At 34.3% G+C, this 26,131-nt stretch carries 26 protein-coding genes and 1 pseudogene; 9 read left to right on the forward strand and 18 right to left on the reverse strand.

Annotated features, from left to right (window positions below):
• Positions 1–76 precede the first annotated feature (76 nt).
• The 4 genes from BFA01S_RS13445 to BFA01S_RS13460 all read right to left on the reverse strand — a co-directional run bounded on the left by BFA01S_RS13445 (position 77) and on the right by BFA01S_RS13460 (position 4,041).
• Positions 77–1,450 carry a sensor histidine kinase gene (locus tag BFA01S_RS13445; protein WP_066231314.1) on the reverse strand — a complete coding sequence of 458 codons (1,374 nt, stop codon included), beginning with the start codon at positions 1,448–1,450 and terminating at the stop codon, positions 77–79.
• Positions 1,450–2,124: a response regulator transcription factor gene (locus BFA01S_RS13450; protein ID WP_066231317.1), complete on the reverse strand. Its 675-nt coding sequence runs from the start codon at positions 2,122–2,124 to the stop codon at positions 1,450–1,452. Before BFA01S_RS13450 ends, BFA01S_RS13445 begins: the two co-directional genes overlap by 1 nt.
• 196 nt (positions 2,125–2,320) lie before the next feature.
• The gene (locus BFA01S_RS13455) at positions 2,321–2,956 is read right to left on the reverse strand and encodes a nitroreductase family protein (RefSeq protein WP_066231322.1); all 636 of its coding nucleotides are present in this window, start codon (positions 2,954–2,956) and stop codon (positions 2,321–2,323) included.
• 137 nt (positions 2,957–3,093) lie between these two features.
• On the reverse strand, positions 3,094–4,041 hold the full coding sequence (locus BFA01S_RS13460) for a DMT family transporter (protein WP_066231325.1): 948 nt from the start codon (positions 4,039–4,041) through the stop codon (positions 3,094–3,096).
• A gap of 122 nt (positions 4,042–4,163) precedes the next feature.
• Between BFA01S_RS13460 and BFA01S_RS13465 the strand changes: the two genes are divergently transcribed.
• Positions 4,164–5,504, forward strand: a complete 1,341-nt coding sequence (locus BFA01S_RS13465) for an aminotransferase-like domain-containing protein (protein ID WP_066231328.1) — start codon at positions 4,164–4,166, stop codon at positions 5,502–5,504.
• Between the two features lie 223 nt (positions 5,505–5,727).
• On the opposite strand, the gene BFA01S_RS13470 is transcribed toward BFA01S_RS13465, so the two are convergent.
• Entirely contained in the window at positions 5,728–7,068 is a 1,341-nt protein-coding gene (locus tag BFA01S_RS13470) for a serine hydrolase domain-containing protein (RefSeq protein WP_066231331.1), read from the reverse strand.
• A gap of 206 nt (positions 7,069–7,274) precedes the next feature.
• Between BFA01S_RS13470 and BFA01S_RS23680 the strand changes: the two are divergent.
• Together BFA01S_RS23680 and BFA01S_RS13475 are read left to right on the forward strand one after the other, a co-directional pair.
• Positions 7,275–7,487 (forward strand): annotated as a pseudogene (locus BFA01S_RS23680) (AAA family ATPase); the annotation flags it as partial.
• A gap of 104 nt (positions 7,488–7,591) precedes the next feature.
• On the forward strand, positions 7,592–8,050 hold the full coding sequence (locus BFA01S_RS13475) for a hypothetical protein (RefSeq protein WP_066231334.1): 459 nt from the start codon (positions 7,592–7,594) through the stop codon (positions 8,048–8,050).
• 199 nt (positions 8,051–8,249) lie between these two features.
• Here the strand turns inward: BFA01S_RS13475 and BFA01S_RS13485 are convergent, their stop codons facing one another.
• The 4 genes from BFA01S_RS13485 to BFA01S_RS23475 form a co-directional block, all read right to left on the reverse strand.
• Entirely contained in the window at positions 8,250–9,131 is an 882-nt protein-coding gene (locus BFA01S_RS13485; protein ID WP_066231339.1) for a helix-turn-helix transcriptional regulator, read from the reverse strand.
• 285 nt (positions 9,132–9,416) lie between these two features.
• On the reverse strand, positions 9,417–9,836 hold the full coding sequence (locus BFA01S_RS13490; protein WP_066231341.1) for a MarR family winged helix-turn-helix transcriptional regulator: 420 nt from the start codon (positions 9,834–9,836) through the stop codon (positions 9,417–9,419).
• 74 nt (positions 9,837–9,910) lie between these two features.
• The gene (locus BFA01S_RS13495; protein ID WP_066231343.1) at positions 9,911–10,645 is read right to left on the reverse strand and encodes an SDR family NAD(P)-dependent oxidoreductase; all 735 of its coding nucleotides are present in this window, start codon (positions 10,643–10,645) and stop codon (positions 9,911–9,913) included.
• Positions 10,646–10,740: 95 nt separating this feature from the next.
• Positions 10,741–10,869 carry a hypothetical protein gene (locus tag BFA01S_RS23475; protein WP_268874869.1) on the reverse strand — a complete coding sequence of 43 codons (129 nt, stop codon included), beginning with the start codon at positions 10,867–10,869 and terminating at the stop codon, positions 10,741–10,743.
• A gap of 419 nt (positions 10,870–11,288) precedes the next feature.
• Here BFA01S_RS23475 and guaD point away from each other — a divergent pair, with 419 nt between their 5' ends.
• Positions 11,289–12,656, forward strand: a complete 1,368-nt coding sequence (guaD, locus tag BFA01S_RS13500) for a guanine deaminase (RefSeq protein WP_066231346.1) — start codon at positions 11,289–11,291, stop codon at positions 12,654–12,656.
• A 64-nt stretch (positions 12,657–12,720) separates the two neighbouring features.
• On the opposite strand, the gene BFA01S_RS13505 is transcribed toward guaD, so the two are convergent.
• Positions 12,721–13,509 (reverse strand): CPBP family intramembrane glutamic endopeptidase, encoded by a 789-nt coding sequence (locus tag BFA01S_RS13505; protein ID WP_066231349.1) that lies wholly within the window; start codon positions 13,507–13,509, stop codon positions 12,721–12,723.
• 156 nt (positions 13,510–13,665) lie between these two features.
• On the opposite strand from BFA01S_RS13505, the gene BFA01S_RS13510 reads away from it, so the two are divergent.
• The gene (locus tag BFA01S_RS13510; RefSeq protein ID WP_066231352.1) at positions 13,666–14,145 is read left to right on the forward strand and encodes an STAS domain-containing protein; all 480 of its coding nucleotides are present in this window, start codon (positions 13,666–13,668) and stop codon (positions 14,143–14,145) included.
• Between the two features lie 107 nt (positions 14,146–14,252).
• Here the strand turns inward: BFA01S_RS13510 and BFA01S_RS13515 are convergent, their stop codons facing one another.
• Positions 14,253–14,741: a GyrI-like domain-containing protein gene (locus tag BFA01S_RS13515; protein ID WP_082799988.1), complete on the reverse strand. Its 489-nt coding sequence runs from the start codon at positions 14,739–14,741 to the stop codon at positions 14,253–14,255.
• A gap of 525 nt (positions 14,742–15,266) precedes the next feature.
• Here BFA01S_RS13515 and BFA01S_RS13520 point away from each other — a divergent pair.
• A complete protein-coding gene (locus BFA01S_RS13520) occupies positions 15,267–15,653 on the forward strand; it encodes a sporulation protein (RefSeq protein ID WP_066231354.1) in 387 nt (128 codons plus the stop codon).
• Positions 15,654–15,786: 133 nt separating this feature from the next.
• Here the strand turns inward: BFA01S_RS13520 and BFA01S_RS21965 are convergent, their stop codons facing one another.
• From BFA01S_RS21965 to BFA01S_RS13545, 5 genes are all read right to left on the reverse strand, one after another.
• The gene (locus BFA01S_RS21965) at positions 15,787–16,242 is read right to left on the reverse strand and encodes a hypothetical protein (protein WP_174521599.1); all 456 of its coding nucleotides are present in this window, start codon (positions 16,240–16,242) and stop codon (positions 15,787–15,789) included.
• Between the two features lie 144 nt (positions 16,243–16,386).
• Complete coding sequence (locus BFA01S_RS13530; protein WP_066231357.1) at positions 16,387–17,538, reverse strand: MFS transporter; 1,152 nt, start codon at positions 17,536–17,538, stop codon at positions 16,387–16,389.
• Positions 17,539–17,681: 143 nt separating this feature from the next.
• Positions 17,682–19,604, reverse strand: coding sequence for an aliphatic sulfonate ABC transporter substrate-binding protein (locus BFA01S_RS13535; RefSeq protein ID WP_066231361.1), 1,923 nt, complete (start codon positions 19,602–19,604; stop codon positions 17,682–17,684).
• Between the two features lie 285 nt (positions 19,605–19,889).
• Positions 19,890–21,017 carry a carboxynorspermidine decarboxylase gene (gene nspC / locus BFA01S_RS13540; RefSeq protein ID WP_066231365.1) on the reverse strand — a complete coding sequence of 376 codons (1,128 nt, stop codon included), beginning with the start codon at positions 21,015–21,017 and terminating at the stop codon, positions 19,890–19,892.
• 1 nt (position 21,018) lies between these two features.
• Positions 21,019–22,218, reverse strand: a complete 1,200-nt coding sequence (locus BFA01S_RS13545; protein WP_066231368.1) for a saccharopine dehydrogenase family protein — start codon at positions 22,216–22,218, stop codon at positions 21,019–21,021.
• An 879-nt stretch (positions 22,219–23,097) separates the two neighbouring features.
• Between BFA01S_RS13545 and BFA01S_RS13550 the strand changes: the two genes are divergently transcribed.
• Complete coding sequence (locus tag BFA01S_RS13550) at positions 23,098–23,952, forward strand: YsnF/AvaK domain-containing protein (RefSeq protein ID WP_066231371.1); 855 nt, start codon at positions 23,098–23,100, stop codon at positions 23,950–23,952.
• Between the two features lie 86 nt (positions 23,953–24,038).
• Here BFA01S_RS13550 and BFA01S_RS13555 read toward each other — a convergent pair whose 3' ends face one another.
• Positions 24,039–24,545 carry a hypothetical protein gene (locus BFA01S_RS13555; protein WP_174521601.1) on the reverse strand — a complete coding sequence of 169 codons (507 nt, stop codon included), beginning with the start codon at positions 24,543–24,545 and terminating at the stop codon, positions 24,039–24,041.
• 250 nt (positions 24,546–24,795) lie between these two features.
• A complete protein-coding gene (locus tag BFA01S_RS13560) occupies positions 24,796–25,128 on the reverse strand; it encodes a hypothetical protein (protein WP_066231376.1) in 333 nt (110 codons plus the stop codon).
• 211 nt (positions 25,129–25,339) lie between these two features.
• Between BFA01S_RS13560 and BFA01S_RS13565 the strand changes: the two genes are divergently transcribed.
• Together BFA01S_RS13565 and BFA01S_RS22875 are read left to right on the forward strand one after the other, a co-directional pair.
• A complete protein-coding gene (locus BFA01S_RS13565; protein ID WP_235843027.1) occupies positions 25,340–25,534 on the forward strand; it encodes an aspartyl-phosphate phosphatase Spo0E family protein in 195 nt (64 codons plus the stop codon).
• Between the two features lie 177 nt (positions 25,535–25,711).
• Positions 25,712–25,912 (forward strand): hypothetical protein, encoded by a 201-nt coding sequence (locus tag BFA01S_RS22875; RefSeq protein WP_169800484.1) that lies wholly within the window; start codon positions 25,712–25,714, stop codon positions 25,910–25,912.
• The last annotated feature ends 219 nt before the right edge of the window (positions 25,913–26,131 follow it).

Below are 26,131 nucleotides of genomic sequence, written 5' to 3' on the forward strand. Positions count from 1 at the left end.
CTGATAGAAGTTTCACTTTATTATTCCTATGGTGACTATGTTACTTTCCCAACATGAATTCTATATGAACTCTTCTTTACAAATTTGGTAATTCAATAGTAAAGACCGTTCCTTCATTCGGTACACTGGCTAAATGAATTTCACCTTTATGCAATTCAATAATTTCTTTTACAATGGAAAGTCCAAGCCCCGTTCCTTCCTTTGTACGCGATGCATCTGCTCTGTAAAAACGGTCAAAGATCTGTACTTGTTCGGCTTCTGAAATTCCGATTCCTGTATCTTGCACAATCACCTCAATATAATGTTCCTTTGTCTTAACAGCAATATGAATTTCACCTTCTGGACAGTTATATTTAATCGCATTTGTTAACAGATTATCCCACACATTTTCAAGCAGTGCTTCATCTCCCTTGTAAACAATAGGCTCCATTGTCATATATAAGTTAATATTCTCTTCCTCAAGCAGCCAGCGATATTTATTAACGCATCCCTTCAGCTGCTCATCTAATCGGTAATTTCTATACTTCACTGTATGCGAAGACTGATCTATAGATGTTAATAGTAAGAGCTGGCGTGTCAGCTTTGATAAACGGTTTGTTTCTGATTGGATGATTCCGGCATAGTTTTCTCTCTCTTCATCAGATATAGCCGGTGATTTAATTAAACCAGCATACCCTTGAATATTAAGAAGTGGCGATTGAAAATCATGCGAAACATTGCTAATGAACTCTTTACGCGCTTTATCATTTTCCTGCAGTTTCTCCACCATCTTATTAAAGCTTACAGCTAATTGACCAATTTCATCACGCCGGTCAATTTTCAGCTCTGTATCGTATTTTTCATCGGCGATCCGTCTTGTTGCAGCCGTTAACTCTGTAATTGGGACGATGAGCATCTTTGCAACAAGTAGCATGGAAAGAAGGCTGAATATTGCAGTAGCGACGATAAGTACAGCTAAAATAGTATGAACTTCACTGAATAAAAGCTTAATATCTGGCCGCATAAAGAGTGCATAATTCTCTCCCTTATATTGAAAAGGAACTCCAATTGTATTCGACATTTCATTGGCAAAAAAACCTGTCATAAATGTCTCACGTGGAAAATTACGCATTCCATGATAAATATTACCTTCCAAGACCATCTGCACAGAGGAATCATCCAAGTTTTTCAAACGGTATTCTCCTCCGTAAAAGGACTCATCCCCAGTTTCATCTACAACATAAAGCTGATAACCTATACTGCCTATTGTCTTTAAATAACTATTTAAATTAAGTTCAGATGCCCCCTCAATATACGTGACAATATCTCTAGCAATTTCTACATTTTTTTCATCATTTCTTTCTTTCATCACACGGTGGTAATATGTATTCGTCAATAAAAAGCCAGCAACCGTACTAAACAGCATAATCAAAGCTGTTGTCAGTAGAAACTTTCCGTACAAAGATTTCATCAGCCGTGCACCTCTAGTTTATAGCCAATGCCGCGGACTGTTACAATTTCTACATCTTTCGCTATTTTCGCAAGCTTCTCACGAATCCTTTTAATATGAGTGTTAAGCGTTTGCTCGTCTCCCTCATAATCATAGCCCCAGATTTTCTCCATAATCGCTGCCCGCTGGAATACTTGATTCGGCTTAGACGCTAATAATGCAAGCAGTTCAAACTCTTTTAACGGCATCAGAAGTATACTTTTACCTGCCGTTACTTCAAAACTTTTGCGGTTAATTGTTACAGATCCAATTTGTATTATCATATCTGCTGGTTTATCATAACGCCTTAAAATAGCCGCAATACGAAATAATAATTCTTTAGGCTCGAATGGCTTCACCATATAATCATCTGAACCCGCAAGAAAGCCTTGTTCTTTATCTTCTAATTCACCTTTTGATGTCAACAATAGAACTGGAATATCCGTTTCCTCACGTATTTTCTTTGTTAACTCAAAACCATTCATCCCAGGCATCATAACATCGACTATTGCTAAATCAGGAAGTTCATTTTGCAGTACTCCAATTGCTTGTATACCGTTTTCTACTTTCATTACTTTGTACCCAGCATTTGTAAGATGGATATTTACAAGTTCCAGTATATTTTTATCGTCATCTACGACTAAGATTTTTCTCATTAGAGCTGCCTCACTTCTATCATATTTTTTACTATTATAGCGAAAGAACATTCATGTTTGCTAAACAGAGCGTTGCTCATCCATAATTGTAGTGCTAACAGTTCTAAATATTTTTATCCTCTTGGACATAAAAAACCCCCTTAAGATAATAGCTCAAGGGGGAAATAACGACTTAATTTATTAATAATAAAATTATTCAAAAAGATTCATTAATCAAGATTTCTTCCAATGGTAAGCGAACAGTTGGATGTACCTGTTTACCGGAAACCCCTATCGGAATCATTAAAATTGGAATAAAGCGTTTTGGAATATGGAGAAAATCTATTAGCCGATCTGCCTGAAAACCCCCAATAGGACCAGTATCGTATCCTTTTGATTTCGCTGCGAGCATGAGCTGCATAGCGAATAGGGATGTGTTCAAAAAAGCATCGTCACGGGCTTTAGCTTTTTGGGTTTCATACACTTGATTAATGTCCTTCAATATATGTGCATATGTTTCTCCAGACATAAATCCATCATCAACTAAAGGGCGATACACAGCTTCTGCTGTTAGATTAGCTTCCAAATCTCCGAGTATGACAAAAACTGCTGATGCATCAGCCACTTGCTGCTGTCCATTGGCTATAGATATGAGCGCTTCTTTGCGTGTCGAATCCTGTATAACAATAACACGCCAATGCTGCAGGTTCCAAGCTGATGGAGCTGTATGTGCCATTTCCAATATTTCATGCAGATCCTCTTTTGGAATCTTGTAATCTATCTTATATTTCCGAACAGAATGACGCTGTTTAACTAAATCTGAAAAGGATAAAAGAAGCTTTTTTTGACTCATAAGATTATCCCCCTAAAAAGTGAATTTCATCTTCCTATAATATTGTTTAAATAATTTTTTTAAATATAAGTCTCGTTAACTCTGCTTTATTATTTCTTTTATTAAGGAAGAACTAAAATGAAGCAGCCATATAGTTTTCAATTTCTTTCATCAATAGTAAAAGTCTTTGGTTTTTTATTATAATTGCTGCCCTGGCCAAAATAATTTGTACCAACAACTCCTATAATAATGGCGATAGCTCCAATAAGATGATAAAAATAAAGCTTCTCATGCAAGAAAATGACTCCGGCTAAAATTGTAATAAGCGTAGAAAGGTTACTAAAAACACTCATTTTAGATGCTTGTATTTTCGATAGTACATAATTAGACAGATAGGATGTAACAAGTGATGATAAAATACTTAGATACAAAATCGATACAATAAAGTCAATCTGCATAAACGGCTGATAAAATTGATTTATTGTCCCGCTCACCACATGATTTCCAATTGCTATTGTATTGAATACAATAAATCCAAATAATGTCATGATATAAGTTAATGTTCCCAAAGAATACTGCTGAGTTAACTTTCTCGCAAAAACATTGTATAAGGAAGCAGCTATGGCCGTTAGTAAAATCAATCCATTCCCGATTAAATTGGTTACTTGAGTTCCCGTACTATTCATGAAAAGTAGATATACTACACCACACACCGATAAACTAATAGCAATTAATTGTAAACTCGTAACCTTTTCCTTTAAGAAAATCCTGGCGTATATCAAAGTGAAGATAGGAATAGTTGACTGGACAATACCTGCTTCTGAAGAAGATGTATGAGCTAATCCAAACACTTGCAAAGCAAAATATAAGATCGGATATAATAAAGCTAAGGGCATAATTTTTAGTAAATCTCTCCAGTTGATCTTCAGTATGCTTTTATTAAATAAGACTGCTATTGTGGCACCGATTAAGGCAATCGTAAAACGATGTGCGAGTATATCAACTGGATTAGCAACAGTTAAAGTTATTTTGACAAACAAAAAAGAAAGCCCAATAATGAATGCATATATAATAGCTGCAGTATAAGCTTTCCATTTTTCTGGCATACAATCTACTCCTTCTAATTGTTTTATCCGGCCGGTAAAGAAATTGTAGTAAAAATTAACAATATATACGAGATGAGAAATAAGCATCTGTACCGGTACAGATGCTTTAAGGGAGACTGAGTATGCGAAAATATGAATCTATATATGACAAATTGAGACAGCTGATTCAAACAAATGGGCTACATTCCGGGGCAAAATTACCGTCCATTCGGATTTTATCAAAGCAATTCTTATGTAGTAAAAGTACAGTTCTAACAGCATTAAAGAAGCTCGAGGACCAGCACCTAATTTATGCTGTTCCTAAAAGTGGCTATTATGTCGTAGACCATCAACCACCATACATACCAGCAGCCGATGATTCCATAGATTTTGCGACATCATCACCAACTTGGCATGCTTTTCCTTATAAAGATTTTCAACATTGTATTAACAAAGCTATCGATACATATCAAGAAGATTTATTTCGATATGGGACACCAAACGGATTGCCGTCATTAATTACAGAAGTGAAAAAATTATTAGAAACATATCAGGTATTTACAAAGAAAGATAATATTTTTATTACTTCAGGTGTACAACAAGCATTAACGTTACTTAGCTTAATGCCATTTCCAAATAATCGTAAGACAATTCTTGTCGAACAGCCGAGCTACCATCTTTATATGGACTTTATAAAGACATATCAGCTACAGGCAATTGGTATACAACGTACAACAAATGGTATTGATTTAAATCAATTAGAAAAAATCTTTCGTCAGGATAATATTAAGTTTTTTTACTCAATGCCCCGTTTTCATAATCCGCTAGGTACTTCCTACAATAGAAAAGAAAAGGAATCTATTCTTCGGCTCGCGAGTAAATATGATGTATATATTATAGAAGATGACTATTTAGCAGACTTTGAACAAAATAAAAAAATTGATCCATTATTCACAAATGATGTACATGAGCGTGTTATTTATTTGAAAAGTTTTTCTAAAATTATGTTTCCAGGACTGCGTATTGGACTCGCAATATTGCCTAATGCGCTGAAAACTAGCTTTCAGAAATATAAAAATACGATCGATATTGATAGTTCTATGATCTCCCAAGCAGCATTAGAGCTTTATTTAAAGAGCGGTATGTTTGAACGTTACAGAACACAAGTAAGTGAGGCTTATACTAGACGTGCCAAAGTTCTTAGGCAATCCCTTGAACTCCACCTTCCAATGTATAAAAAGCCTTTGGAGACTAGTATGCACAGCCATATTATTCTGCCAAAACAAGTTGATATAAACTCACTTATTCATCATTTAGCAGATCATAATATTTTAATAGATACTATTCAGGGAAATTATTTGGATGGATTTTATCGTGAGAAGATTTTAAAGTTAAATGTTTCTAACACAGAAGAATATAAAATTGAGGCTGGTATCAAGGCAATCGCTGCCGCTTTAAACAATAATAAAAATCACTTCTTTTAAAAAATACAACTTAAACAATCTATATAATCAGTGGGCAGAACGTTCATTAAAGTTTATTTATCATCTAATGAACGTTCCTTAGTTAACGGATTTATTTCCCCCGTCAAAAACAGTAAGTTCCATCCACTTAAAGGAACAATCTGCATGCTTAAAAGCGATTCTCTCAGCTAGTTAACTTGGATATCCGCTCTTTCCAAGATATTATCTTCCTTATAATTCACTATTAAATTTTATTTAATACTATTGTCTCCCCCTCTTCCTCCCAATAAATATGACTAACCTGTTCATTTTGGATAGAAAAATTTATTTCAATAGAGGTATTTTTTATAAAAAACTTTGTTATGGAAAGTGGGTGTAATGCAACTTTCACTTGCCCAGACAACTGTAAATAGAGATGATCATTCTCTATAAATACTTTAGCCAATAGCCCTTCCTCGTCAGGAGAGTGATACGTCCCTTCTAACTTAGAACATTCATTTAATTCAATTTCTACGGCCTTTTGGCGTATCGGCTTCTCTGGAAATTTGTAAGGTAAATCAAATAATATATTTGTTGCTACCTGAAGTATTCTATTTTCAAATTCTGTATCGACTTCCTCATTGCAAAGGTAAATAAGTGTCTTATTATGATCAATAAACCTACAAAAACATGTGGAATATCCCGGCCAGCCACCGTTATGCCCAACCATCATACCCGTTTCTTCAATCTCTCTGATTACCCATCCTAATCCATAGCCAATGGGTTCTTCTCCTTTTAAAACAGTTTGAGACATCGCTTCTCTAAGAGTCGAATAGCTAACAAGCTTTTCTGTATATAAAGCCTGATCAAAAATGAGTAAATCTTTCGCATTAGAGTTTATTGCTCCGTCTCCTTGAATACCACCCATATATTTGACATAAGCCAAATCCGAAAAACTATCCGGACGAACATATTCATCTGACGAAGGATCATAAACATGTCCCAAAGCATAATTTTTTATACCGTGATTATACTTCGCATTAAAAACAAATGTATCATTCATCCCAAGTGTTGAAAAAATTTCTTCTTTCATATAATTAGCAAAGGTTTTACCTGATACTTCTTCAATAATAAGTGCTAATAACACATAATTAGTATTTGTGTACGCCCAATGTTCCCCTGGCTTAAAGTAAACTTCAGGAGAATAATCGATTAATAGCTTCAACACATCACGGTTTTCTGCTATTTGTTCATGATCCCATTGCTCCATCACTAGCTGCATATATTCAGGCAGCCCTGATGTATGATTTAATAAATGTCTAATTAACACGTCCTCATAAGGAAAGTCTCCTAACCAATCAGAAACCTTGTCATCAAAATTCAAATAGCCTTTCTCTTTTAAAATCATGACAGCAATAGCAGTAAAAGGCTTCGATACAGAGGCCAGTTCAAATACTGAATCTCCATCTAAGAGCCTGTTATTTTTCCTATCCGCATAGCCGGATGCATGATGAAAAATAGTGTTTCCTTCTTCTGCTAACATTAACACTCCGTTTAGTTCAGCATATTCCACTAATTCTTTCAGTCTAGCAGTTAGATTTTGCATATTTATCCCCTTAAAAGTTAGTTTAATCAAACCATCAAAATACCCTATATTTAACATTTTATCATCTAACCTATACTCATCTTCCAATTATTTGTTAAACTTATATTAATTTTATATAAATAATAGAAGGATGTTTAATATGGAACAGCAAAAAAGACCAATACATAAGAAGTATCAGCCTAAAACGAGATAGTATTCCTTTCTAGCTATCCCGGATTCTTGAGTTAGTCCTTCAAAATTCACAGTTCATTATCGCAACCCATTCCCCTATTATCATGGCATATCCAAATTCTAAAATTATAGAATTTACGGAAGAAGGGGCAAAGGAAATTGCACTTGAAGAAACAAGCCATTATAATATCATGGAGCAGTTTTTTGATGATAAAGATAGATTGCTACATCATTTACTAGATAAATAACAGAATTTATTCATTCCGATTATTAAGCAAATTCCAGTGCACATGTGAATCAATCTGTATTTACATAATAAACAAGGCAAATTAAAAGAATAGGGGTGAGATTTATGACAAAAAGAAGGATACAACAGAAATATAGAGAAAAAATAGAGCAGAAGAAAATAAGTAATAAACACTTTCTTACCGTCTTATGTTATCTTTCATTCGGACTGATTATCTTTCTATGGAAACCTATTGATACAAGGAGTACTGTAGCTATTGATAAGATTGATAGCTCCGAAAGTCAATGGATGAGTGTTGCTGCTAAGATAGATAGACAATTAGAGATGACGAGTGAACAATATACTGGGATTTCTATAGATCTGAACCCAAAACCGGTAAAATATATTTTAAAAACATCTATTCAGGAAAATTATATCAATAAAGAAGCTGATCAACTCATTAATATAACGAACGGGATAATAACATCAAATAATTTACCCTCTTTATTAAGAGAGGATGAATCCTATGAAATTATTATTATAGGAAAGGATAAACAAGTATTATCTAATAAAATATTTCATTAACTTTACACTCAGCCTGCCGAGTTCCAAATAAGTATCCGCAGGCTTATCTATACTGATTCTCAGACTAATTAAATCTTTCACGAAATCAAAAACGGCATTACCCACCCAAAATTTCACACCTATTATAATAATCACTAATACAAAACCAATTATCACACCAGATATTTTCCTTTTTGACTTTGTCACGCTAAACACTTCTTCACTCCTCAAACGATAAATTTATCGGTTCGTCTAAAAGAATGCCCCTAAAATCCAGATTAGTTGTCGGTGTATTATCATCCACTTCTTCAAACTTAAGCTCATCAATCCATACTTGCCCTTTTCCTGAAAGCAGGACACCGAAACAAATAACCGCACTATTTTCAGATATATCTAAAACGATAGAATAGTGATTCCATTCCGTGTCTCCTGTAATTGGACGGTTACCCATATTATCAAACTGCAGCACATCCCCAAGCGTGTTATCTACGCGCATCCAAAATCCACAAAATCCATCAACTGCTTTTGATTTTAAAAAGCCGGAGAGCTTTAATCTTTTCCCAAGGTATTTCTCAGCCTTAAATTCCTGCATCATCGTCGCAAATTCCCCATGTGTTTCTACCTTGACAGCCTTTAGGAATCCTGACCCCTTACCCTTATGAAAGATTTCTCTATCAATTCCCATCTTATAATTGAATGGATGACTTCCACTTAAATGCCATCCTTTTAATACCTCTTCATTGTTCATTGTCATTTCCTCCCTTTGTAAAGTTAATTTCCCCATAATTCTACGGTACTGTCCAGGCGGTAATTTATAATATTTCTTAAAGGAACGAGTAAAAGATTCCTGTGTTTCAAAACGGTAATAGAATGCTATATCTATAATTTTTTCATCTGTATAAAGCAGCATATTAGCAGCATTAGCAATTCTTCTATATCGAATATACTCGGATACGGTAACACCAGCTTCTTTCTGAAATACACGATGATAATGATATTTTGAAAAGCCAGCAAACTGAGCAATACTTTCTAAAGATAATGATTCATGCAAATTAGTTTCTATATATTCAATTGTTTTCTGAATAATTGGACTGTAGCTCATTGTAAGAACCTCCTACACATAAGATAACAGAAACTATGATTGCTTTTTTGACATATATTGCTTTTTACCTTCTATTGCATCATCTTATTAGCCCTTTTGTTTATGAAGCTGATTAAAAACCCTTCACAAACCAGTTTTTCAGGACAAATAAAAAGAATCCATTTTGAAAAAATTGATCAAAATGGATTCTTTTCCAACAGATTAAACTTAGTTTTTATAAAAAATCTGATTATTCTCCCCCTGTGCTGCTTAGCAAGCATATCCTTTAGTAGAGGGATTAAAAATTCAAATAGAATTATTTAATTTCTCGTAAATGGATAATAGTTGCTGCCGTTCCTCGTCTGTTAACTTCTCAAATAAATTTTTACGAATTGTTTTGCCTTCTTCATGTGCTTCCTTGACTATATCGATTCCTTTTTCCGTAATCTCTAAATATATAATTCTGCGATCATCCTCGTCTACAAGTCGAGTGGCTAACTTTTTCTGCACAAGTTTTTCTGATAAATGAGTTAAAGTAGGAGGAGTTACTCCTAAAGCTCTCGCGATATCCGATGGACGACTTTTTCCGTTTTCCTTAAGATGGCCAAGTACAAGAATATGGGAGATACCAAGATTTTCTTTGAACATTTTATTCCATTGAATAATTAAATGGTTTGTAATCTGATCCATAGAATGAATGAGTGCAAAGATATTTTTTTCCTTCATATGTTTACAATCCCTGCTTTCTTTAATAAGAAAAGTCCCTTAATCGATAGGGACTTTAATATCTATACATTATTTTATTGAGCAGAGAATCCACCGTCAATGACTAATTCTGCACCATTGATATACGAAGACTCATCCGATGCTAAAAATAATGCTGCATTTGCAATATCTTCAGGTTGACCTAATCGTTGAAGAGGTGTCGCTTGAACTAAACGGCCGAGAAGCTCTTTCGATGTTTCTAACGATTTTGTCATTGGTGTTTCAATAATACCAGGGAATAATGTGTTTACACGTACTCCTTGATAGCCAAAAGTTGTTGCAGCTGCTCTAGATACAGATCGAACAGCACCTTTAGACGCTGAATAATGATTAAAACCTTGACCAATTTGAGCAGTATAAGAAGAAATGTTAACGATTGATCCTCTCTTTTGTGCTGCCATATAAGGAGCGACATGTTTCATGCCAGCAAATGGACCAAAACCATTAATAGACATCATTTTTCCCCAATCGTCAATATTGATTTCCTCATATGGCTTTTCTGATGAGATGCCTGCATTGTTCACAAGGATATCAATTTTCCCAAAACGGTCGTTCACTTCTTTTGCTAACGCTTGCCAATCTTCCTCTGAAGCAACATTTAGCTTCATACCATATACGTTTTCTTTTTGACTCACTTTCTCAAGTGCTGCCTCGTTAATATCCGCGGCAATGACGATTGCCCCTTCTTTGCTGAACAGTTCAACCATACTTTCACCAATACCTGATGCTCCGCCTGTAATAATCGCAACTTTATTATCTAATCTTCCCATACTTCATTCCTCCATTAACGTAATTTCATCAATGTTTTCTTTAATAGAGATATCTTTTATAAAAAGCAAACCTTCTGTATATTTATTAACTTCAGCTAATGTTTCTTTTCATTTACATCAATAAGAGCAATATGAGCTCTTTCTTTTGCCATTGCTAGAGCTATTCCTCTGTCAATACGAGAAGCACTATCAGTTACAATTCCATTTTCCCCTTGTAACCTCATCAGAATTACCTCTTTTCATTTAAATATTTAGACAACTAAATATTTAATAACTAAATAATATCAGAATTTAGAATGAATTGCAAAGAAAGACTTAAAGTTTGAGAAAGGCTTATAATTATTACCTTTTTTCAAAGAAATCGTGAAATATTTCCTTAACAGAGAAATAGGAACTTTATTTGATTAAAACACATAATATCGTTATAAATTGTTATTTTATATTCTTGAATGGTAATATTTTTTTAATACTGGGAGCGCCACACCTGCAGTTAAAATGATACCCTGCTTATTCCATTATATTTTTCCAAACTACTAATAACTTATTCCCTTAATGAGAACCATTAGATCATATAGACTTTACATTTTAAATACCCTATAATATCAACTAGAATTTTAAAAATACGAAAATTAAGGTGTTATTTATGAAAAAATATACGAAGGTTTTCCAAGGGACTGCTTTTTCAAGCAAGTCACCGAAAGAAGTAGAAATTTTGAAAGATTATCTTTTCTGTATCAATGAAGAAGGAATGATTGAAAAAACTGTTGCTCCAGGGACTGATGAGTATCAGACATTACTGAATTCTTATGAAGGAAATGAAAACTTCCATCGTTTAGCCGAAGGTCAGTATTTCCTCCCCGGCTTTGTCGATTTGCATGTGCATGCTCCGCAATGGGCTCAATCTGGAACGGCTTTAGATATCCCTCTTTATGACTGGTTAAATACATACACTTTCCCAATTGAATCTAAATTTTCGAATTTAGATTTTGCGAAAAATGTTTATGAAGATGTTGTAAATACGTTACTTGCAAATGGAACAACGACAGCCCTTTATTTTGCGACTGTTCATAAGGAAGCAAGTTTATTATTAGCGCAAATCTGTGCTGAAAAAGGGCAAAGAGGATTGGTAGGAAAAGTTGTGATGGATAATCCAGATCAAAATCCAGAATACTACCGTGATGCTGATACAGAAACAGCATTAGCAGACACGGAGGAATTCATTTTAGCTGTTAAACAATTAGCTAAATCTGTTAAACAAGGTGTCTATCCTGTAGTTACACCACGCTTTATCCCAAGCTGTACAAATGATGCTTTAAAAGGCTTAGGGGAATTAGCTGCAAAGCATGATACTTACATTCAATCACACTGCAGTGAAAGTGACTGGGAACATGGTTATGTGCAGGACCGTTTTGATAAGAATGACGCTTTTGCGTTACATGATTTTGGCCTACTGCGTGAAAAGTCTGTTATGGCACATTGTAACTTTTTGAATGATGACGATGCTGAGTTGTTTGCTGAAACAGGTACAGCTGTCTGCCATTGTCCAATCTCAAATGCCTACTTTGCAAATAGTGTTATTCCTATTGCTCATTTGCATTCAAAAGGGGTAGAGATCGGCTTAGGATCTGATATTTCCGGTGGCTTCTCACCTAGCCTTTTTGATAATGCAAGACAAGCTGTAATGTCATCCAGAATGTTAGAAGATGGTGTTAACACAGCTCTTCCTGCGGAAGAACGAGGTGTACCGAATTCACGTATTACAATTAATGAAGCATTCTATTTAGCGACTGCTGGTGGCGGTGAAGGTTTAAGTCTGCCAATCGGACGTTTGGCAGAGAATTATGTTTGGGATGCCCAAATCATTGATACTTCCTTACCATCTGCAAAATTGCCTATTTACGAGGAAAATGAAGCTTTACATGATATATTCCAAAAAATTATGTATCTTTCTCGACCAGAAAATATTCGTGAAGTATGGGTACAAGGGGAAAAAGTTCACTCACGTATATAATTTCTATCCCTCTATCAATTCAAAAAGGCCTCTTCTAGACATAATATGTCACGAGAGGCCTTTTTTATTGCTTATTCTCTTGTTTTGAATAGTACAGGAACACAGGCCACAGCATTAAGGAAGCAGACAGTAATAAAATAAAATCGTTAAGGAACAGGCTAATTTCTCCTTCAGCAGTTAATAATAACCCACCTCCATGTTTCCCACTAAGTCCATAAAGCAAACCATAGGCCGTATTTAGGCCAAAGTGGATACCAGTACTTGCCCAGATGGAGCCTGTTTTGTAAAAAGAGAGCGTCAAAGAACAGCCTAAAATGACTGAAAAAATAAAATTAAAGACAGTAAGATCACCATTCCAAAAGTCATCCACTGCATACACAATAATACTGATAGAAACAATCCAAAAAGGATTCATTCTCCCTTTTAATAAATTAATAATAAATCCTCTTGTTATTACATCATTAATTAAGGAACCGAGAAAAAAGCCAACCAATATTGGAATGAGAGTTATCCATGCGTCTAAACCGGTTTTAATGCCTATTACTTCATATTTTCCAAGCGACCAATATACAGTATACATTAACGTCCAAAAACCAAAACCTATAAGAAAACTGATAGAAAATTGCTTTAGTGAATTGCTACTCCTTCTCAGCCCTATTCCACTAAGTCCTTTTAGTCCATTTAATTTCGCTATGTATGAAGCAAGCGGGAAGAACAATAGCAGACAACAAAATTGAAGAATACTGTTAGATAAGAAATGAGTTGTTACATTAAAATATAGATCCAATATAAGAAATCCGCTTAAACCGGTAATTATTTGCTTCAACTTGTTCTCCACTTTACCTTCTTGCATAAATTTAATACCTCTTTCCTCATCCTCAAAAGGAATTTACAAACAATATTTGCATAAGAGCTGGTAAATAAAAAGCTATATAAGTTACAATAATGGCAATGTTACATATTCAATTGGAATTTATAATCTTCAAAATGGATAGGAGTATTCGATAATATGAATGATTTAAATCAAGAATTAATGGAATTAAAAGAGAAATTAAAGGGATACGAGGATTTAATTAAACAATTATCAGCTCCCATTATCCCTTCGATTGTTCCAAATGCATTTTTAGTACCTCTTAATGGAATTCTTTCTGTTGAACGTTTCCACCATATTCAGGAAACAATCGTTAATGGCATTGCCAGGGAAAAAGCAGATACAGTTCTGATTGATTTCACAGGAATAAGTTCTCTTGAGGTAGAAGACAGCATGGGTTACCAATTATTAAACGAAAAAATAAATGATTTGGTCAATGCTTTAAATCTTATGGGAGTAGAAACTCTTTTCGTTGGATTTTCTCCCAAATTTGCACAAAATCTCATCCTTTCCAATGGCAGCAATTTAGTGAACATTAAAGCATACGATAAATTTAAAACAGGTCTTCAATATTTATTAGATAAAAAAGGATTAGAAATTAGAAAAAAGGGTGAGTGATCGCATTAATATGAGAATCCTAATCTCATTTTCCACTTCTCTTTTTGAATTATTCCCCAAATAAAAATCGCTGAATATGATGGATATTTAGCGATTTTTTTCAGAGCCTATTTTACTGAAATATAAATATCTGCCTGACCATTTTGCGGATCAATTGACTTTTCATCATATAGTTCAAAATCCGCTGTAAAAGCACGCTTATTATCTTTTGACCAATTCCAAATGAACTGCCACGCTTCTAAAATGACTTCATTTAAAGGACCTTTCTTTGTTGTAAAAACTATGTATTTCTGCTCTGGAATAGTAAATCTCTTCATTTCATCAGAAAAAATGTTATCCTCTCCTACTTCACAGCCTACAGCATATTCATAAGAGCCTTTCTCATCCGACTCATAATTCGTATACAAAGCAATTATATTATTATTCTTTCTATGAGATATTTTCTCTAACAATTGGTTTTCAAAGAAATATTCATTAACTTTAGGGATCATCCCTTCTTCTGTCATTTCAGCCTCATTCGTTGTCCTTGCTGCTCTTCCTACGAAACTAAAACCGTCTAATGTGACTTTTCTTTTTTCTATTACAGGCTCATTCAAAATTTTCCCACCCTTCCTATTTATAACTTTATAATAGAACATTAGTTCCTATTAGTCAAATTTCACATTCCTAATTTTAGTAAAATACAAAGAAGCTAAACTGTTAGAAAGGCTTGACATTTTCATATCCTTTATTTATCATTATCTTATAATAGTCGAATATTTCTCCTAAAGGGGAGTAGCTTTTACAATAAAGTCGTCATTTCGGAGTTTACTGCTCCCGGCTTTATTGGCAACATAACGTTGTTAGCAAGACCTTTACCATCTACTGGTGAAGGTCTTTATTTTTATCTTAAACCTTTACCATCTACTGGTAAAGGTTTTTTGTTTTCACTCTGAATTTTATAGCTAGGAGAAGTTAATTCACTATTTACACATTAAAAAAGGTTGGGGAAGCTATCGAATACATGACGTATCACCCTTACTAAGTTAATGAAAAATTTGGACTTCTGAACAGCAACATGACACTAAAAATAAATAACTTAAAAAAATCATTATTATGTAAATAATTTAGGAGGATTCCCATTGATACTAAGAAAATACATGTCTCTATTAGGTATCGGTTCAGCAAAAATTGATCTCATTTTACAAAAGGAAACATATAAAGCAGGTGATATCGTTCGTGGCTATTTCTCTATTGAGGGAGGAACAATTGAACAAAAACTAAAAAGAGTGGAATGTGATCTTTTATTGACTGATCATGCAGCAGGAATGGAGAAAGTGATTGATACTGCAACTATCCTAACCGCAAGGTCCATTAACTCTGAAGAAGCGTACGATCTTCCATTTTGCTTTAAATTACCAACATCTCTGACGGCTTCAACAGATGAATTATCTTACCGCTTTCAAACAAGACTTGTATTTGATGAGGGTGTAACCAGCCAGGATCAAGATATTATTCAAATTATTTAACAATCTATTTAAAACTAGAAGCTTGAATCTAAAAAATAAGATTCGAGCTTCTTACAAGTTTCCTCATTTGATAATAAGAAACTTACCATTCTAATTAAACTTATTAGCAATATCATTTCGAACAGCAGAATAATCACTTACTCACTTTCTTTTCTATAAAATAAATACTAAAAACAATAGTGGGAGCAGCAAATAAAAAAACTATCATTAAAATTGATGGAGTCAGGTGAAAGTAATCAGTTTTAGCTTCTATGTATTCCCCGTCTCTGACAGCTTTTTTATATTTATTATCTCCTTCTTGAATTGCAATTGCTTCATCTGTACTAACATCTTTGATGGAATAATATTTAGTACCTTCTTTATAACTATTTGAGAAATTACCAGAATAAGTTCCTTCTATATCAGAATATTGTGTCACATGACCAATCTCTTTATCTACTTCGATTACATACTCATCACTGATTACGTAAGTATAACCATCCCAAACAACAAACGAATATGCCCATTTTGCTAATGAATGACCAGGATATAAAAGAGAAATAAATAAAGTGATAAATACGCATAAGGGCAATAAATACTTTAGCTTCATGTAATCATTCCTTCTAAATTAAATTTCCCATCCTATAATGATACTATTTTTGTTATTTCGCCATTTAATCAGCCTGTCCCTCTATTTTATATGAGAAAATGCATGTTCAATTATTAACTAATAATTGAACATGCATTTCAGAAATTAATATTTATAATGTTTTCTCGTCACTATGATTAGTGCGATAGCCGGCAAAGTACATACGATCATTCCTAAGAAGGCAAGCGCAGGAACAATCTCATATAAAAAGCCTCCCATAAGTGTTAACAAAGCTGTCCCTAAACTTAAAGCAACAGCTGAGTAGATTCCTTGTGCATTAGAAATTTGCTGTTTTGGTAAATTATTTGTTATATAACGGATAAATGCATAATGTGCCATTCCAAATGACAGTGCATGCAAACTTTGCGATAACATAAAGACCCATACATTTTGAAATGAAAATATAAGTACCCAGCGAAGAGTAGATCCTGCCGCCGCTACTAATAATAAAGATGAAGGTTGCCACTTCGTGAGCAGATGATCAGCTTTCACAAAATAAAAAACTTCAAAGATGACAGCAATATTAAGAATGATTCCTATATAGTAGCTGTTAACACCTATATCCTGCAAATAAATATAAGCGTAATTATAGTAAGATGCATGTGCCCCCTGTATTAAAACAACAACGAGTAACACAATAGGAAAACTTTTCACCTGCCATAAATTGCGCATAGATTGTAGCCAATTTCGCTCCACGGCCACAGGCTTTACTAATACTACATCCGGAGCAGGTAAAAAACGCATAAAAAGTATTAAAAAAAGGCCAGCCATCATACTCCATAAAATGGACTGTTCTCCCCAATAACCGATGATTAAACTATTAATAAATACCGAAACAATAAAGCCCAGTGAGCCGTAAGAACGGCTTCTCCCATAATTCACGCCGTCCTGCTGTACGAGAGTTCCCGCTGTGCTGTCCATAGCAGGAAGCAAAGCTGGATAAACAGCGTTAAATATCATTGTCACGATAAAAAGGGTGACAAAAGATGAAAAAGGAATATAAATGACCGTCACTATAAGTGAGCAAATTGTCAAAATGAGAATAACAATTTGATTGCTCCAGTATTTAGATGCAAGCGGAAAAGCAAACATCGTCGATGCACCGCGTGCCAGCAATCCAAATCCCATTATTAAGCTTGCTTCTGTTACACTCAGTCCTTTTGCCTGCACAAGCCATCCTGTCCAATAAGGCAAAAATATACCCCATGTTATAAAAAATATAAAAAAGTTCTGCGACATCCAGCGTTGACTATTCATTATAGATTCCTCCACATTATTGCATCATAACATAAAAATAGGATTTCAAACTAAATTTTGATTTATGCTTAATAATGAGGATTCAATTTAATAGAGAATGACTTAGTCAAACTTAGGGGAGAATAAGTTCCAATCAATAACTATTAGGATAATAACCCTTTAAGATCAATGTCATTTTGTAAGAAACCTTCCTGTCTCATCAGTTCAGTGAAATTGTGAAGAACCGAGAAATCTGTTTTATCATTCCAGATAATTCGTTTAATAGCTGTTTCTATAGCTCTAATAGGCAAAGTTTCCCCGCTTAGTTTTTCTAAGATACTCGAAAGGGCAACAATAGCTCTATGTTCTTCCTCTTTAATTATTCTTAATGATTCTTCATGGCACTTTAATATTGCTGCTACTGTTCTTGAGTTCCTTTCATAGAAATGTTCAGTTACAGCTATAACTGTATTCGGATAATGTCCATTATTATAGATGGATTTCCAATCGAGCAGAACTCTCGCAGCACCTTGGCTTTCCAAAAGCGCTCCCCATGGTTCCTGTACAACTGCCGCATCTATTTGCTTATTTCGAAATAAATCCAGTAAATCAGATGTTGCCGCTTGAATAATACGAATATCTCCTCCACGAAAAATATCTTTTAAATTATTTCTCCTTAGGATTTGTCTTAATAATATATGCTGTCCGCTTCCAAACTGAGGAATAGCAATCGTTTTTCCTTTTAATTGTTCTATTTTTCGTAAATCGGAGTCCGCTCTAACAATCATAGTAGCCCCTCCTTCACTTACTCCAGAAATAATCCGGATATTTTCATTGCGGGAGAAAGCTTCTAACACTGGACCAGGGCCTGTGTATGCAATATCAATTTGATTATTAACTAATGCTTTTACGATTGCAGGACCGGCAGAATAAGTTCTTGCATCAATTTTCTCCTCCAATCCATCCTCAAATAAACCGTTATGTATAGCTAAAAGTGCTGGTGATTGAGTTAAATTCGGGATATATCCAATCCTCAGAGATGACTTCTCCTGCCTGCTTCTATCAAATTGATCTCCTAAAATTCCAGACATTGTTGACTTAATATCTGAAGATATACTTTGGAGATCCTGCACAGCTCCAGCTACGGATAATACAGAAGAGGCTTGAGTTTCGGACAAATATGCAACCTCATAAGCCGAAGCCAGGGATTCTTGTGCTAAAGAGGATATATGATGAATATTATCAATTAAAATATCTTTCCTCTGATTAGCATGTTCTAATAAAGCACTGACTTCTTCCGAACGAGAAGTCACTTCTGACAAATTACTATTGATAAGCCTGAATTGAGACTTGGTTTCCTCAACGGCTTTATATACATTCTGTGATGACTCCCTTGTATCTTTGACGATAGTGCTCAGATCTCCAACCTGATGCTGCACATCCTTTAGCAATTCTCCAATCTCTTGGCCATTTAATGTACTTTTATGTGCCAGCTTACGGATTTCTTGAGCAACTACTGCAAAGCCTCTCCCTTCCTCCCCTGCCCTTGCAGCTTCGATGGAAGCATTCAAAGAAAGTAGCTGTATATTTTGTGATACTTGAAATATTAAATCTAAAGCTTTTGACATCTGGTTTGATTTTTGAATTAAATTCTCCATTGTCAAATATAACCTATCTGACACAGCCGTATTATCCAATACCTGTTCTTCAAGCCCTTCGACAGCATTTTGTCCCTCATCGCACGCTTGCAGTGAGCTATGAGCTACACTTTCCATTTCATATATTTGGGTTACTGACTGATCTAAGATTTCTCCCAGGCTTTCTGAATCTGTTAAGCTTCGATCAGTCTCTTCTGATTGAATAGTAGCTGAATTTATAATTTGATTTAGTGCTAATGAAGTGGATTCCATATTTACAATAGAATTCTTCATAAAATATTGTAAACTGTCTATGGAATTAGAAAGAGAATCAGTAGAGTTGGAAAGTGTTCTGAACTCCTTTGTTCTTTCTCGAGATTCCATCAAAATATCCTTTTTATTGTTAGAGTGTGTTTGAATGATTTTTATCTTTCTTTTAAACAGAGCCATTAATAACCCTCCTTAGTATATCCATCGATTTTATTATTCGCATCAAAATAGTATGATTAAAGTGAATATCCCGCTGCTTAATTATTCAAACTTCTTCATTAACTAACAAAGGATACAACCTGACATATTCCATGGAATAAAAAAAAGCTCCCCAAATTGCAATATGCACAATTTAGGAAGCTTCCGGTTGTCCGGTCAACATAATCCTGACTTTTTCGATTAATTAAAGATGATATCTTTCAAATCGTATTCTGTCAATATATTTTATAAATAATATCTTCTACTCTATGATAATCTCTCTTTAAAATCCAAATAATTAAATTTATGGACAATATGACAATCTCCACTTTTATCGCGAACAGCAATAGTTGGGAGCGCCATACCGTTAAAAGTATTATTTTTCACCATCGAATAGATTGCCATATCACCGAAAACAATCCGGTCACCATTCTCAAGGGGCTTGTCAAAGGAGTATTCCCCGATAACATCTCCAGTAAGGCATGTTGGTCCGCCAAGGCGGTAAGTATATGCTTTTTCCCCTGCTTCTCCTGAACCGATAAGCGGCGGGCGATAAGGCATTTCTAGCACATCAGGCATATGGCATGAAGCTGAAGTATCAAGAATAGCAATTTCTATGTCGTTTTCTAGCTTATCAAGCACGGTTGTAATCAAGAAACCTGCATTCAGAGCAATAGCTTCTCCTGGCTCAAGATAAACTTGTAAGTCATATTTCTCTTGAAAACGTCTGATGCAATCTTCAAGCAATTCAATATTATATCCTTCTCTTGTAATATGATGGCCTCCGCCAAAGTTGATCCATTCCATTTGTGAAAGCCACTTACCAAACTTTTCTTCGACCGCATCAAGTGTTCTAGCTAATGCATCAGAGTCTTGTTCACAAAGTGTATGGAAGTGAATTCCTGATACACCTTCAAGCAATTCTGGACGAAATTGTTCGATCGTCACACCGAATCTTGAACCTCTCGCACATGGATCATAAATTTCATGACCTTCCTGCGTAGAACATTCAGGATTAATACGCAGACCAACACTTTTACCGGCTGCACGAACTCTTTCTCCAAACATTTCAAGCTGTGAGAAGGAATTGAAAATAATATGATCCGATAAAGATATTATTTCATCAATCTCATCCTCGCGGTAAGCAGGGGAAAAGCAATGATTTTCTTTCCCCATCTCCTCATACCCGAGTTTTGCTTCATATAGACCGCTTGAAGCTGTACCGCTCAAATACTTACCGATAAGCGGGTACATTTTATACATAGAAAAGGCCTTTTGTGCCAAAAGAATCCGGCATCCAGTACGTTCCATTACACCGCTTAAAATCTTAAGATTTTTCTCAAGAAGACTTTCATCTACCACATAACATGGTGTCGGTAATTCTTCAAATCTCATATTAGTCTACCAGCTCCGGATCGAAGCTTTCCTTCCATGGAAGTCCCCATTTATTCAATGCTTCCATGAATGGATCTGGATCAAATTCCTCGATATTGTATACGCCAGGTTTATTCCATTTTCCTGTCATTACCATCATAGCACCGATCATCGCAGGAACACCTGTTGTGTAAGATACTGCTTGTGAACCTACTTCCTTATAGCACGCTTCATGATCACAAACATTATATACATAATAAGTTTTATCTTTTCCGTCTTTTTTACCGTGGAAGATACAACCGATATTTGTTTTTCCTTTCGTACGTGGACCAAGTGAAGCAGGGTCAGGAAGTACAGCTTTTAAAAATTGAAGCGGAATGATTTGCTGTCCTTCATACTCAATTGGCTCAATAGAAGTCATGCCAACATTTTCAAGACATTTCAAATGAGTTAAATAACTTTGACCAAATGTCATAAAGAAACGGATTCGCTTCACACCAGGAATATTTACCGCAAGAGATTCAAGTTCTTCATGATATAGTAAATACATATCTTTTTCACCGATTTCAGGGAAATCATACACACGTTTAATTTCCATCGGCTCAGTTTCTATCCATTCACCATTTTCAAAATACCTTCCGTTAGACGTCACTTCGCGAATATTGATTTCAGGATTAAAATTCGTTGCAAAAGGATATCCATGATCACCTGCGTTGCAGTCGAGAATATCAATATATTCAATCTCATCAAAATGATGTTTAAGTGCATGAGCAGAGAATACACCTGTCACACCAGGGTCAAAGCCGCTTCCTAAAAGAGCAGTAATACCTGCTTTTTCAAAACGCTCACGATAGTCCCATTGCCATTTATATTCAAATTTTGCCGTATCTTCCGGCTCATAGTTCGCTGTATCTACATAGTTAACTTTTGTTGCAAGACACGCATCCATGATTGGCAGATCTTGATATGGTAAAGCAAGATTGATTACGATATCAGGTTTTACTTCGTTAATTAAAGCAATAAGCTCGTCCACATTATTTGCATCAACCTGTGCTGTAGTGATTTTTGTTTTTCCGCCATCTAATTTTGCCTTTAACTCATCACATTTTGATTTTGTACGGCTAGCAATACAAATTTCCTCGAAAACCTCACTATTTTGACAACATTTATGAATAGTAACAGAAGCAACTCCGCCACAACCAATAATAAGTGCTTTTCCCATTTTCTTATCTCCTATCTGAAAATATATTTTATAAAACTAAAAGGCATTTCTTCACAAACTTTCAAGCAGGATTAATCGATACAGGGCTTTGATATTAGCTATTAACATACTTCCCAACTGCTTCCAAGCCGACACATATCGAAAAAGCTGCATTAAGAAATTCTATAAAGATAATATCGTTTACACTTAAAAATTGATAAACAAAAAAGCAAGTGTATAACGAATAATCGCGCATCACTTGCTTGTGGATATATTTTAAATATTAAGAAGGCGTAAATATAAATATGAAGTAATCATATATACGTCTCCCATAAGAGTCTAATTAATTTATGGAAGAAAGCTCTTCAATATTCAAATATATCATTATAGGTTTAGAGTCTATATAGCAAATAATTACTTTTACTACTCTTATTGACCGTTTCACAAGTTGATGTGCATTTGCACTGGTTGTAAAGTAACCAACTTATAAAATTTGAGCTTCTAACTCAATCAATAAGGCAACTAAAGTTGCCAATCGGCATTTGACCCGGCTGTCCGTATGGCCTTAAGTTCCTAAAAAGGAAATGGTCAAAATTATCTGCTTGGAAAGACTCTCATATTTTGAATATCTGCTTTCCAAAAATAATAACTCCGTTATAGTACCAACTTATAATGAAAATTTCAAGAGGAAAATTAAAATTTCTTAGAATAATATCATATATTGTCGAATTTTTTTACAAATCTCTCATTAAAATGAACTGCAGCATTGCTTAATTACATTCTTTTATATTATTTGAAAATAAGAAAATAGATAAAAAATTGTTTTTTTATTCATCAGTCGGGTATGTAGGAAGTGTAGAGCTTGACAAATAAACTTAGAAAAAACGGAGGTAATAACCGATGAGTAAAGAAATTCTGGGTATTTATAATTCAAGCGATGATCTGATTCATGCTATAGAGGGATTCCAACACAAAGGATACTCTATGAATGATTTGTCTATTATTGCAAATACGAGAGACTTTCCTTCTGCTATCCAAGATGAAACAGGAGTGACTTCTGAAGAACTTGGCGGAACAGATGATGTCCAAAGCTATGAGCGCAGAGGCTTCGTTGAGGGTCTTGCTTTCCCGTTTACCATTGATACACATGCAGATCAAAATACAACTTCCTATTCCAATTACCTAGTTGGACTTGGTTTTGATGAAACAGCTGCGCGTGAATATGAAGAAGATATTAACTCCGGGAAGATTTTACTTCTCGCCGATAAAGGAATAAGAAATATGACTCATAATTCTGTAAATACAACGGGAAGCAATATAGATATAGATAAAACTAACAATGAAGAACATTCTATCAAGCTTCATGAGGAGCAACTGGATGTTTCTAAAGATCGTGTCCAAACGGGTGAAGTAGAAGTCACTAAAGATGTTGTTGAAGAACAAAAAACAGTCCATGTTCCAGTAACACATGAAGAAGTGTATGTCGAAAGACGAGCAGTAAATAACGATACAACCGATACAACTGCCTCAATCGGTGATGATGAAACGATCCGAGTTCCAATTGTGGAAGAAAAAGTTGAAGTAACAAAGAGACCTGCCGTAACTGAAGAACTCGTTATTGGTAAGAGAAAAGTAACAGAAACAGAACAAGTCACGGAGAATATTAAGCGTGAAAAAGCAAGAGTAGAGACAGATGGTGATGCAATGGTCGAGGAAACAGATATTGATACACCATTAGATAATGACCGATTATAACTTAAATATGGAGAGGGGGGACAAACTCCTTCTCTTTTTATATTTTCTGTGAAATATGAAATGCTTTTCCTATATCTCACTCACAATTAATAACTGCACCAAAAGACATCTCCAGCTGTTGCTTGAAAATCAGATATCTTAATAAAATTCAATAAAATATCAGTCTTATCCTCTCCAATATGTTCATCTTTATCAGCATTATAAAATTGAATAATATTTACTTTATAATTACCTTCTTCAATATCAATCTTATAATTAGAACAGTTTTCATCAGGTACTCTTTTATCTTTAAATTGAGCAGCCATAGTGAGACAGCTATAGTCAGCCAAATATAATTGATTTGCTGTTACCCTTATATAACCGACTGCCTTTCTAAAATATTGCTCTATTGCTACTTCCTTTCCAATCTTCACTTTTACATTCCAGGAATGTTCTATTCCTTCTTCTGTCATTTGAAACACCAGAATATTCCTCTTTTGCATCTCATTAGAAAAATGTTGAAAAAGGCTATCTAACTCCCAATTCTCATCAACAAACGATTTATACTTTTCAGCATTTATTAATCCTATGAAACTAGTATCATCGAATTCCATACAAAAGTTCATCTTATTAGTTCCTATCTCGCATAATGATTGCTACAGAGTATTAAGAAGCTCTTTTGATTTATAGCAATTCTATCTGCTAGTATGAAACAATATTATAAAAAGTTCTATTATTAAACCTTGATGGGAAAGGCTTTATTATTATGATAAGCGAAGTCAGCGTTGCAGCAGAAGAATTTAATAAGAAAATCAAATAAATAGACCCACCAGCAAAATAGCAGTGGATCTAACAAGGAAATTTTTAATTAGGTTCATTTTGTTTCACTTCAATATCTATAGACGGATTACCACCAGCTACTACAAAGTGAAGACGGTGATAAGGCTTCTGTTTTTTAAAAACAACTGTATCATTATTATCTAATTCACCAGTACTATAAATTTTTGTCATAATTGAATCACAAAATTTTTCATTATCCTCAGACTCTTGAACAATAACTTGGACACTGCCACCAGTGTTGCCTGTCATTGCTTTAATATTAACTTGCAATTCAATAAGAGAACCTGCTCCCCCCTCAAAAGATTTACTTACCTTACTTTCTGTTAAGTTATTTTCAATAATATTTTCAAATGTCATTTTTATAACCTCCTCATATAATATAAGAACCCTAATTCTCTAAATATAAAACATTATTTTTTAAAATATTACTTATTGAATCAATAGATAACGTAGATTCTAATAAATTACTTGTCGTTATATAGGAAATTTTGTCTAATCTATTTAAATAATATTAAAAATTTGGCATAATATTACTTGCATCCAAAATTGTATACAACAAATTAAGAGAATGGGTGATTGGGGACTTTATATGATATCTATAGAGATCGAGGAATTAAAAAAGGAGATTAATCAAATAAAAAAAGAATTGATTCAAGTCGCTGAAAAAACTGGCTTAAACAGCCAAGATACCCTTTATTGCAGTCAAAAATTAGACAAGCTCATCATGACTTATCAAAATTTTTCTTATAAAAAAATAAAATAGAAATATAACTCTCATCTTTTATTAACTAATAATGTATTGATACTTCCTTTATTTTAAAGTAGTGCATCAATCGGCAAAGAAATAACTTTTTTTAATAAACCAGAATGGGTTTTCTTAGAGTTGCCCATATTTTTAGGCAGCACTGAATAATTACTTAAAGTTTATTAATATAGCTGTTTGAATACGTTATTAGAGAGAAACACCAATTACATTCGCAGCATCAGCAAAAATCCAGAGAAGGAGAAAAACATAGATAAATTAATAGACAAATTAGAAGTCCATTGGCTAAATGGATTGCATCAAAGTTATCAATATCACGATGGAAATACTTTACCTCTGCTTGAAATTCCTATTAAAGATATGTATGTTGAATTTTAAAAAACTAAATGAAGAGTTCTCCTTTAAGATTGAATATAACCTAGAGAACTGTAAAAAATTAAATACGAGAGGATTTGGCAGAAAGTTTATTAAGGGATTTACGGGCAATTGAAGAAACATTTCATCATATAACACTTAAATTAAACTTCTATCTCTTGCTCTTTTCTAATATAAATCCACATAGAAAAAAACCTAATCTAAATGAGATTAGGGGTTTGC

The organism is Metabacillus fastidiosus NBRC 101226, assembly GCF_001591625.1.
Lineage (GTDB): Bacteria > Bacillota > Bacilli > Bacillales > Bacillaceae > Metabacillus > Metabacillus fastidiosus.

Bases quoted from the DNA above. Each gene is read 5' to 3' on its own strand.
- BFA01S_RS13445 (WP_066231314.1), bottom strand. From the start codon at position 1,450: ATGAAATCTTTGTACGGAAAGTTTCTACTGACAACAGCTTTGATTATG.
- BFA01S_RS13450 (WP_066231317.1), bottom strand. From the start codon at position 2,124: ATGAGAAAAATCTTAGTCGTAGATGACGATAAAAATATACTGGAACTT.
- BFA01S_RS13455 (WP_066231322.1), bottom strand. From the start codon at position 2,956: ATGAGTCAAAAAAAGCTTCTTTTATCCTTTTCAGATTTAGTTAAACAG.
- BFA01S_RS13460 (WP_066231325.1), bottom strand. From the start codon at position 4,041: ATGCCAGAAAAATGGAAAGCTTATACTGCAGCTATTATATATGCATTC.
- BFA01S_RS13465 (WP_066231328.1), top strand. From the start codon at position 4,164: ATGCGAAAATATGAATCTATATATGACAAATTGAGACAGCTGATTCAA.
- BFA01S_RS13470 (WP_066231331.1), bottom strand. From the start codon at position 7,068: ATGCAAAATCTAACTGCTAGACTGAAAGAATTAGTGGAATATGCTGAA.
- BFA01S_RS13475 (WP_066231334.1), top strand. From the start codon at position 7,592: ATGACAAAAAGAAGGATACAACAGAAATATAGAGAAAAAATAGAGCAG.
- BFA01S_RS13485 (WP_066231339.1), bottom strand. From the start codon at position 9,131: ATGAGCTACAGTCCAATTATTCAGAAAACAATTGAATATATAGAAACT.
- BFA01S_RS13490 (WP_066231341.1), bottom strand. From the start codon at position 9,836: ATGAAGGAAAAAAATATCTTTGCACTCATTCATTCTATGGATCAGATT.
- BFA01S_RS13495 (WP_066231343.1), bottom strand. From the start codon at position 10,645: ATGGGAAGATTAGATAATAAAGTTGCGATTATTACAGGCGGAGCATCA.
- BFA01S_RS23475 (WP_268874869.1), bottom strand. From the start codon at position 10,869: ATGAGGTTACAAGGGGAAAATGGAATTGTAACTGATAGTGCTTCTCGT.
- guaD (WP_066231346.1), top strand. From the start codon at position 11,289: ATGAAAAAATATACGAAGGTTTTCCAAGGGACTGCTTTTTCAAGCAAG.
- BFA01S_RS13505 (WP_066231349.1), bottom strand. From the start codon at position 13,509: ATGCAAGAAGGTAAAGTGGAGAACAAGTTGAAGCAAATAATTACCGGT.
- BFA01S_RS13510 (WP_066231352.1), top strand. From the start codon at position 13,666: ATGAATGATTTAAATCAAGAATTAATGGAATTAAAAGAGAAATTAAAG.
- BFA01S_RS21965 (WP_174521599.1), bottom strand. From the start codon at position 16,242: ATGAAGCTAAAGTATTTATTGCCCTTATGCGTATTTATCACTTTATTT.
- BFA01S_RS13530 (WP_066231357.1), bottom strand. From the start codon at position 17,538: ATGAATAGTCAACGCTGGATGTCGCAGAACTTTTTTATATTTTTTATA.
- BFA01S_RS13535 (WP_066231361.1), bottom strand. From the start codon at position 19,604: ATGGCTCTGTTTAAAAGAAAGATAAAAATCATTCAAACACACTCTAAC.
- nspC (WP_066231365.1), bottom strand. From the start codon at position 21,017: ATGAGATTTGAAGAATTACCGACACCATGTTATGTGGTAGATGAAAGT.
- BFA01S_RS13545 (WP_066231368.1), bottom strand. From the start codon at position 22,218: ATGGGAAAAGCACTTATTATTGGTTGTGGCGGAGTTGCTTCTGTTACT.
- BFA01S_RS13550 (WP_066231371.1), top strand. From the start codon at position 23,098: ATGAGTAAAGAAATTCTGGGTATTTATAATTCAAGCGATGATCTGATT.
- BFA01S_RS13555 (WP_174521601.1), bottom strand. From the start codon at position 24,545: ATGGAATTCGATGATACTAGTTTCATAGGATTAATAAATGCTGAAAAG.
- BFA01S_RS13560 (WP_066231376.1), bottom strand. From the start codon at position 25,128: ATGACATTTGAAAATATTATTGAAAATAACTTAACAGAAAGTAAGGTA.
- BFA01S_RS13565 (WP_235843027.1), top strand. From the start codon at position 25,340: ATGGGTGATTGGGGACTTTATATGATATCTATAGAGATCGAGGAATTA.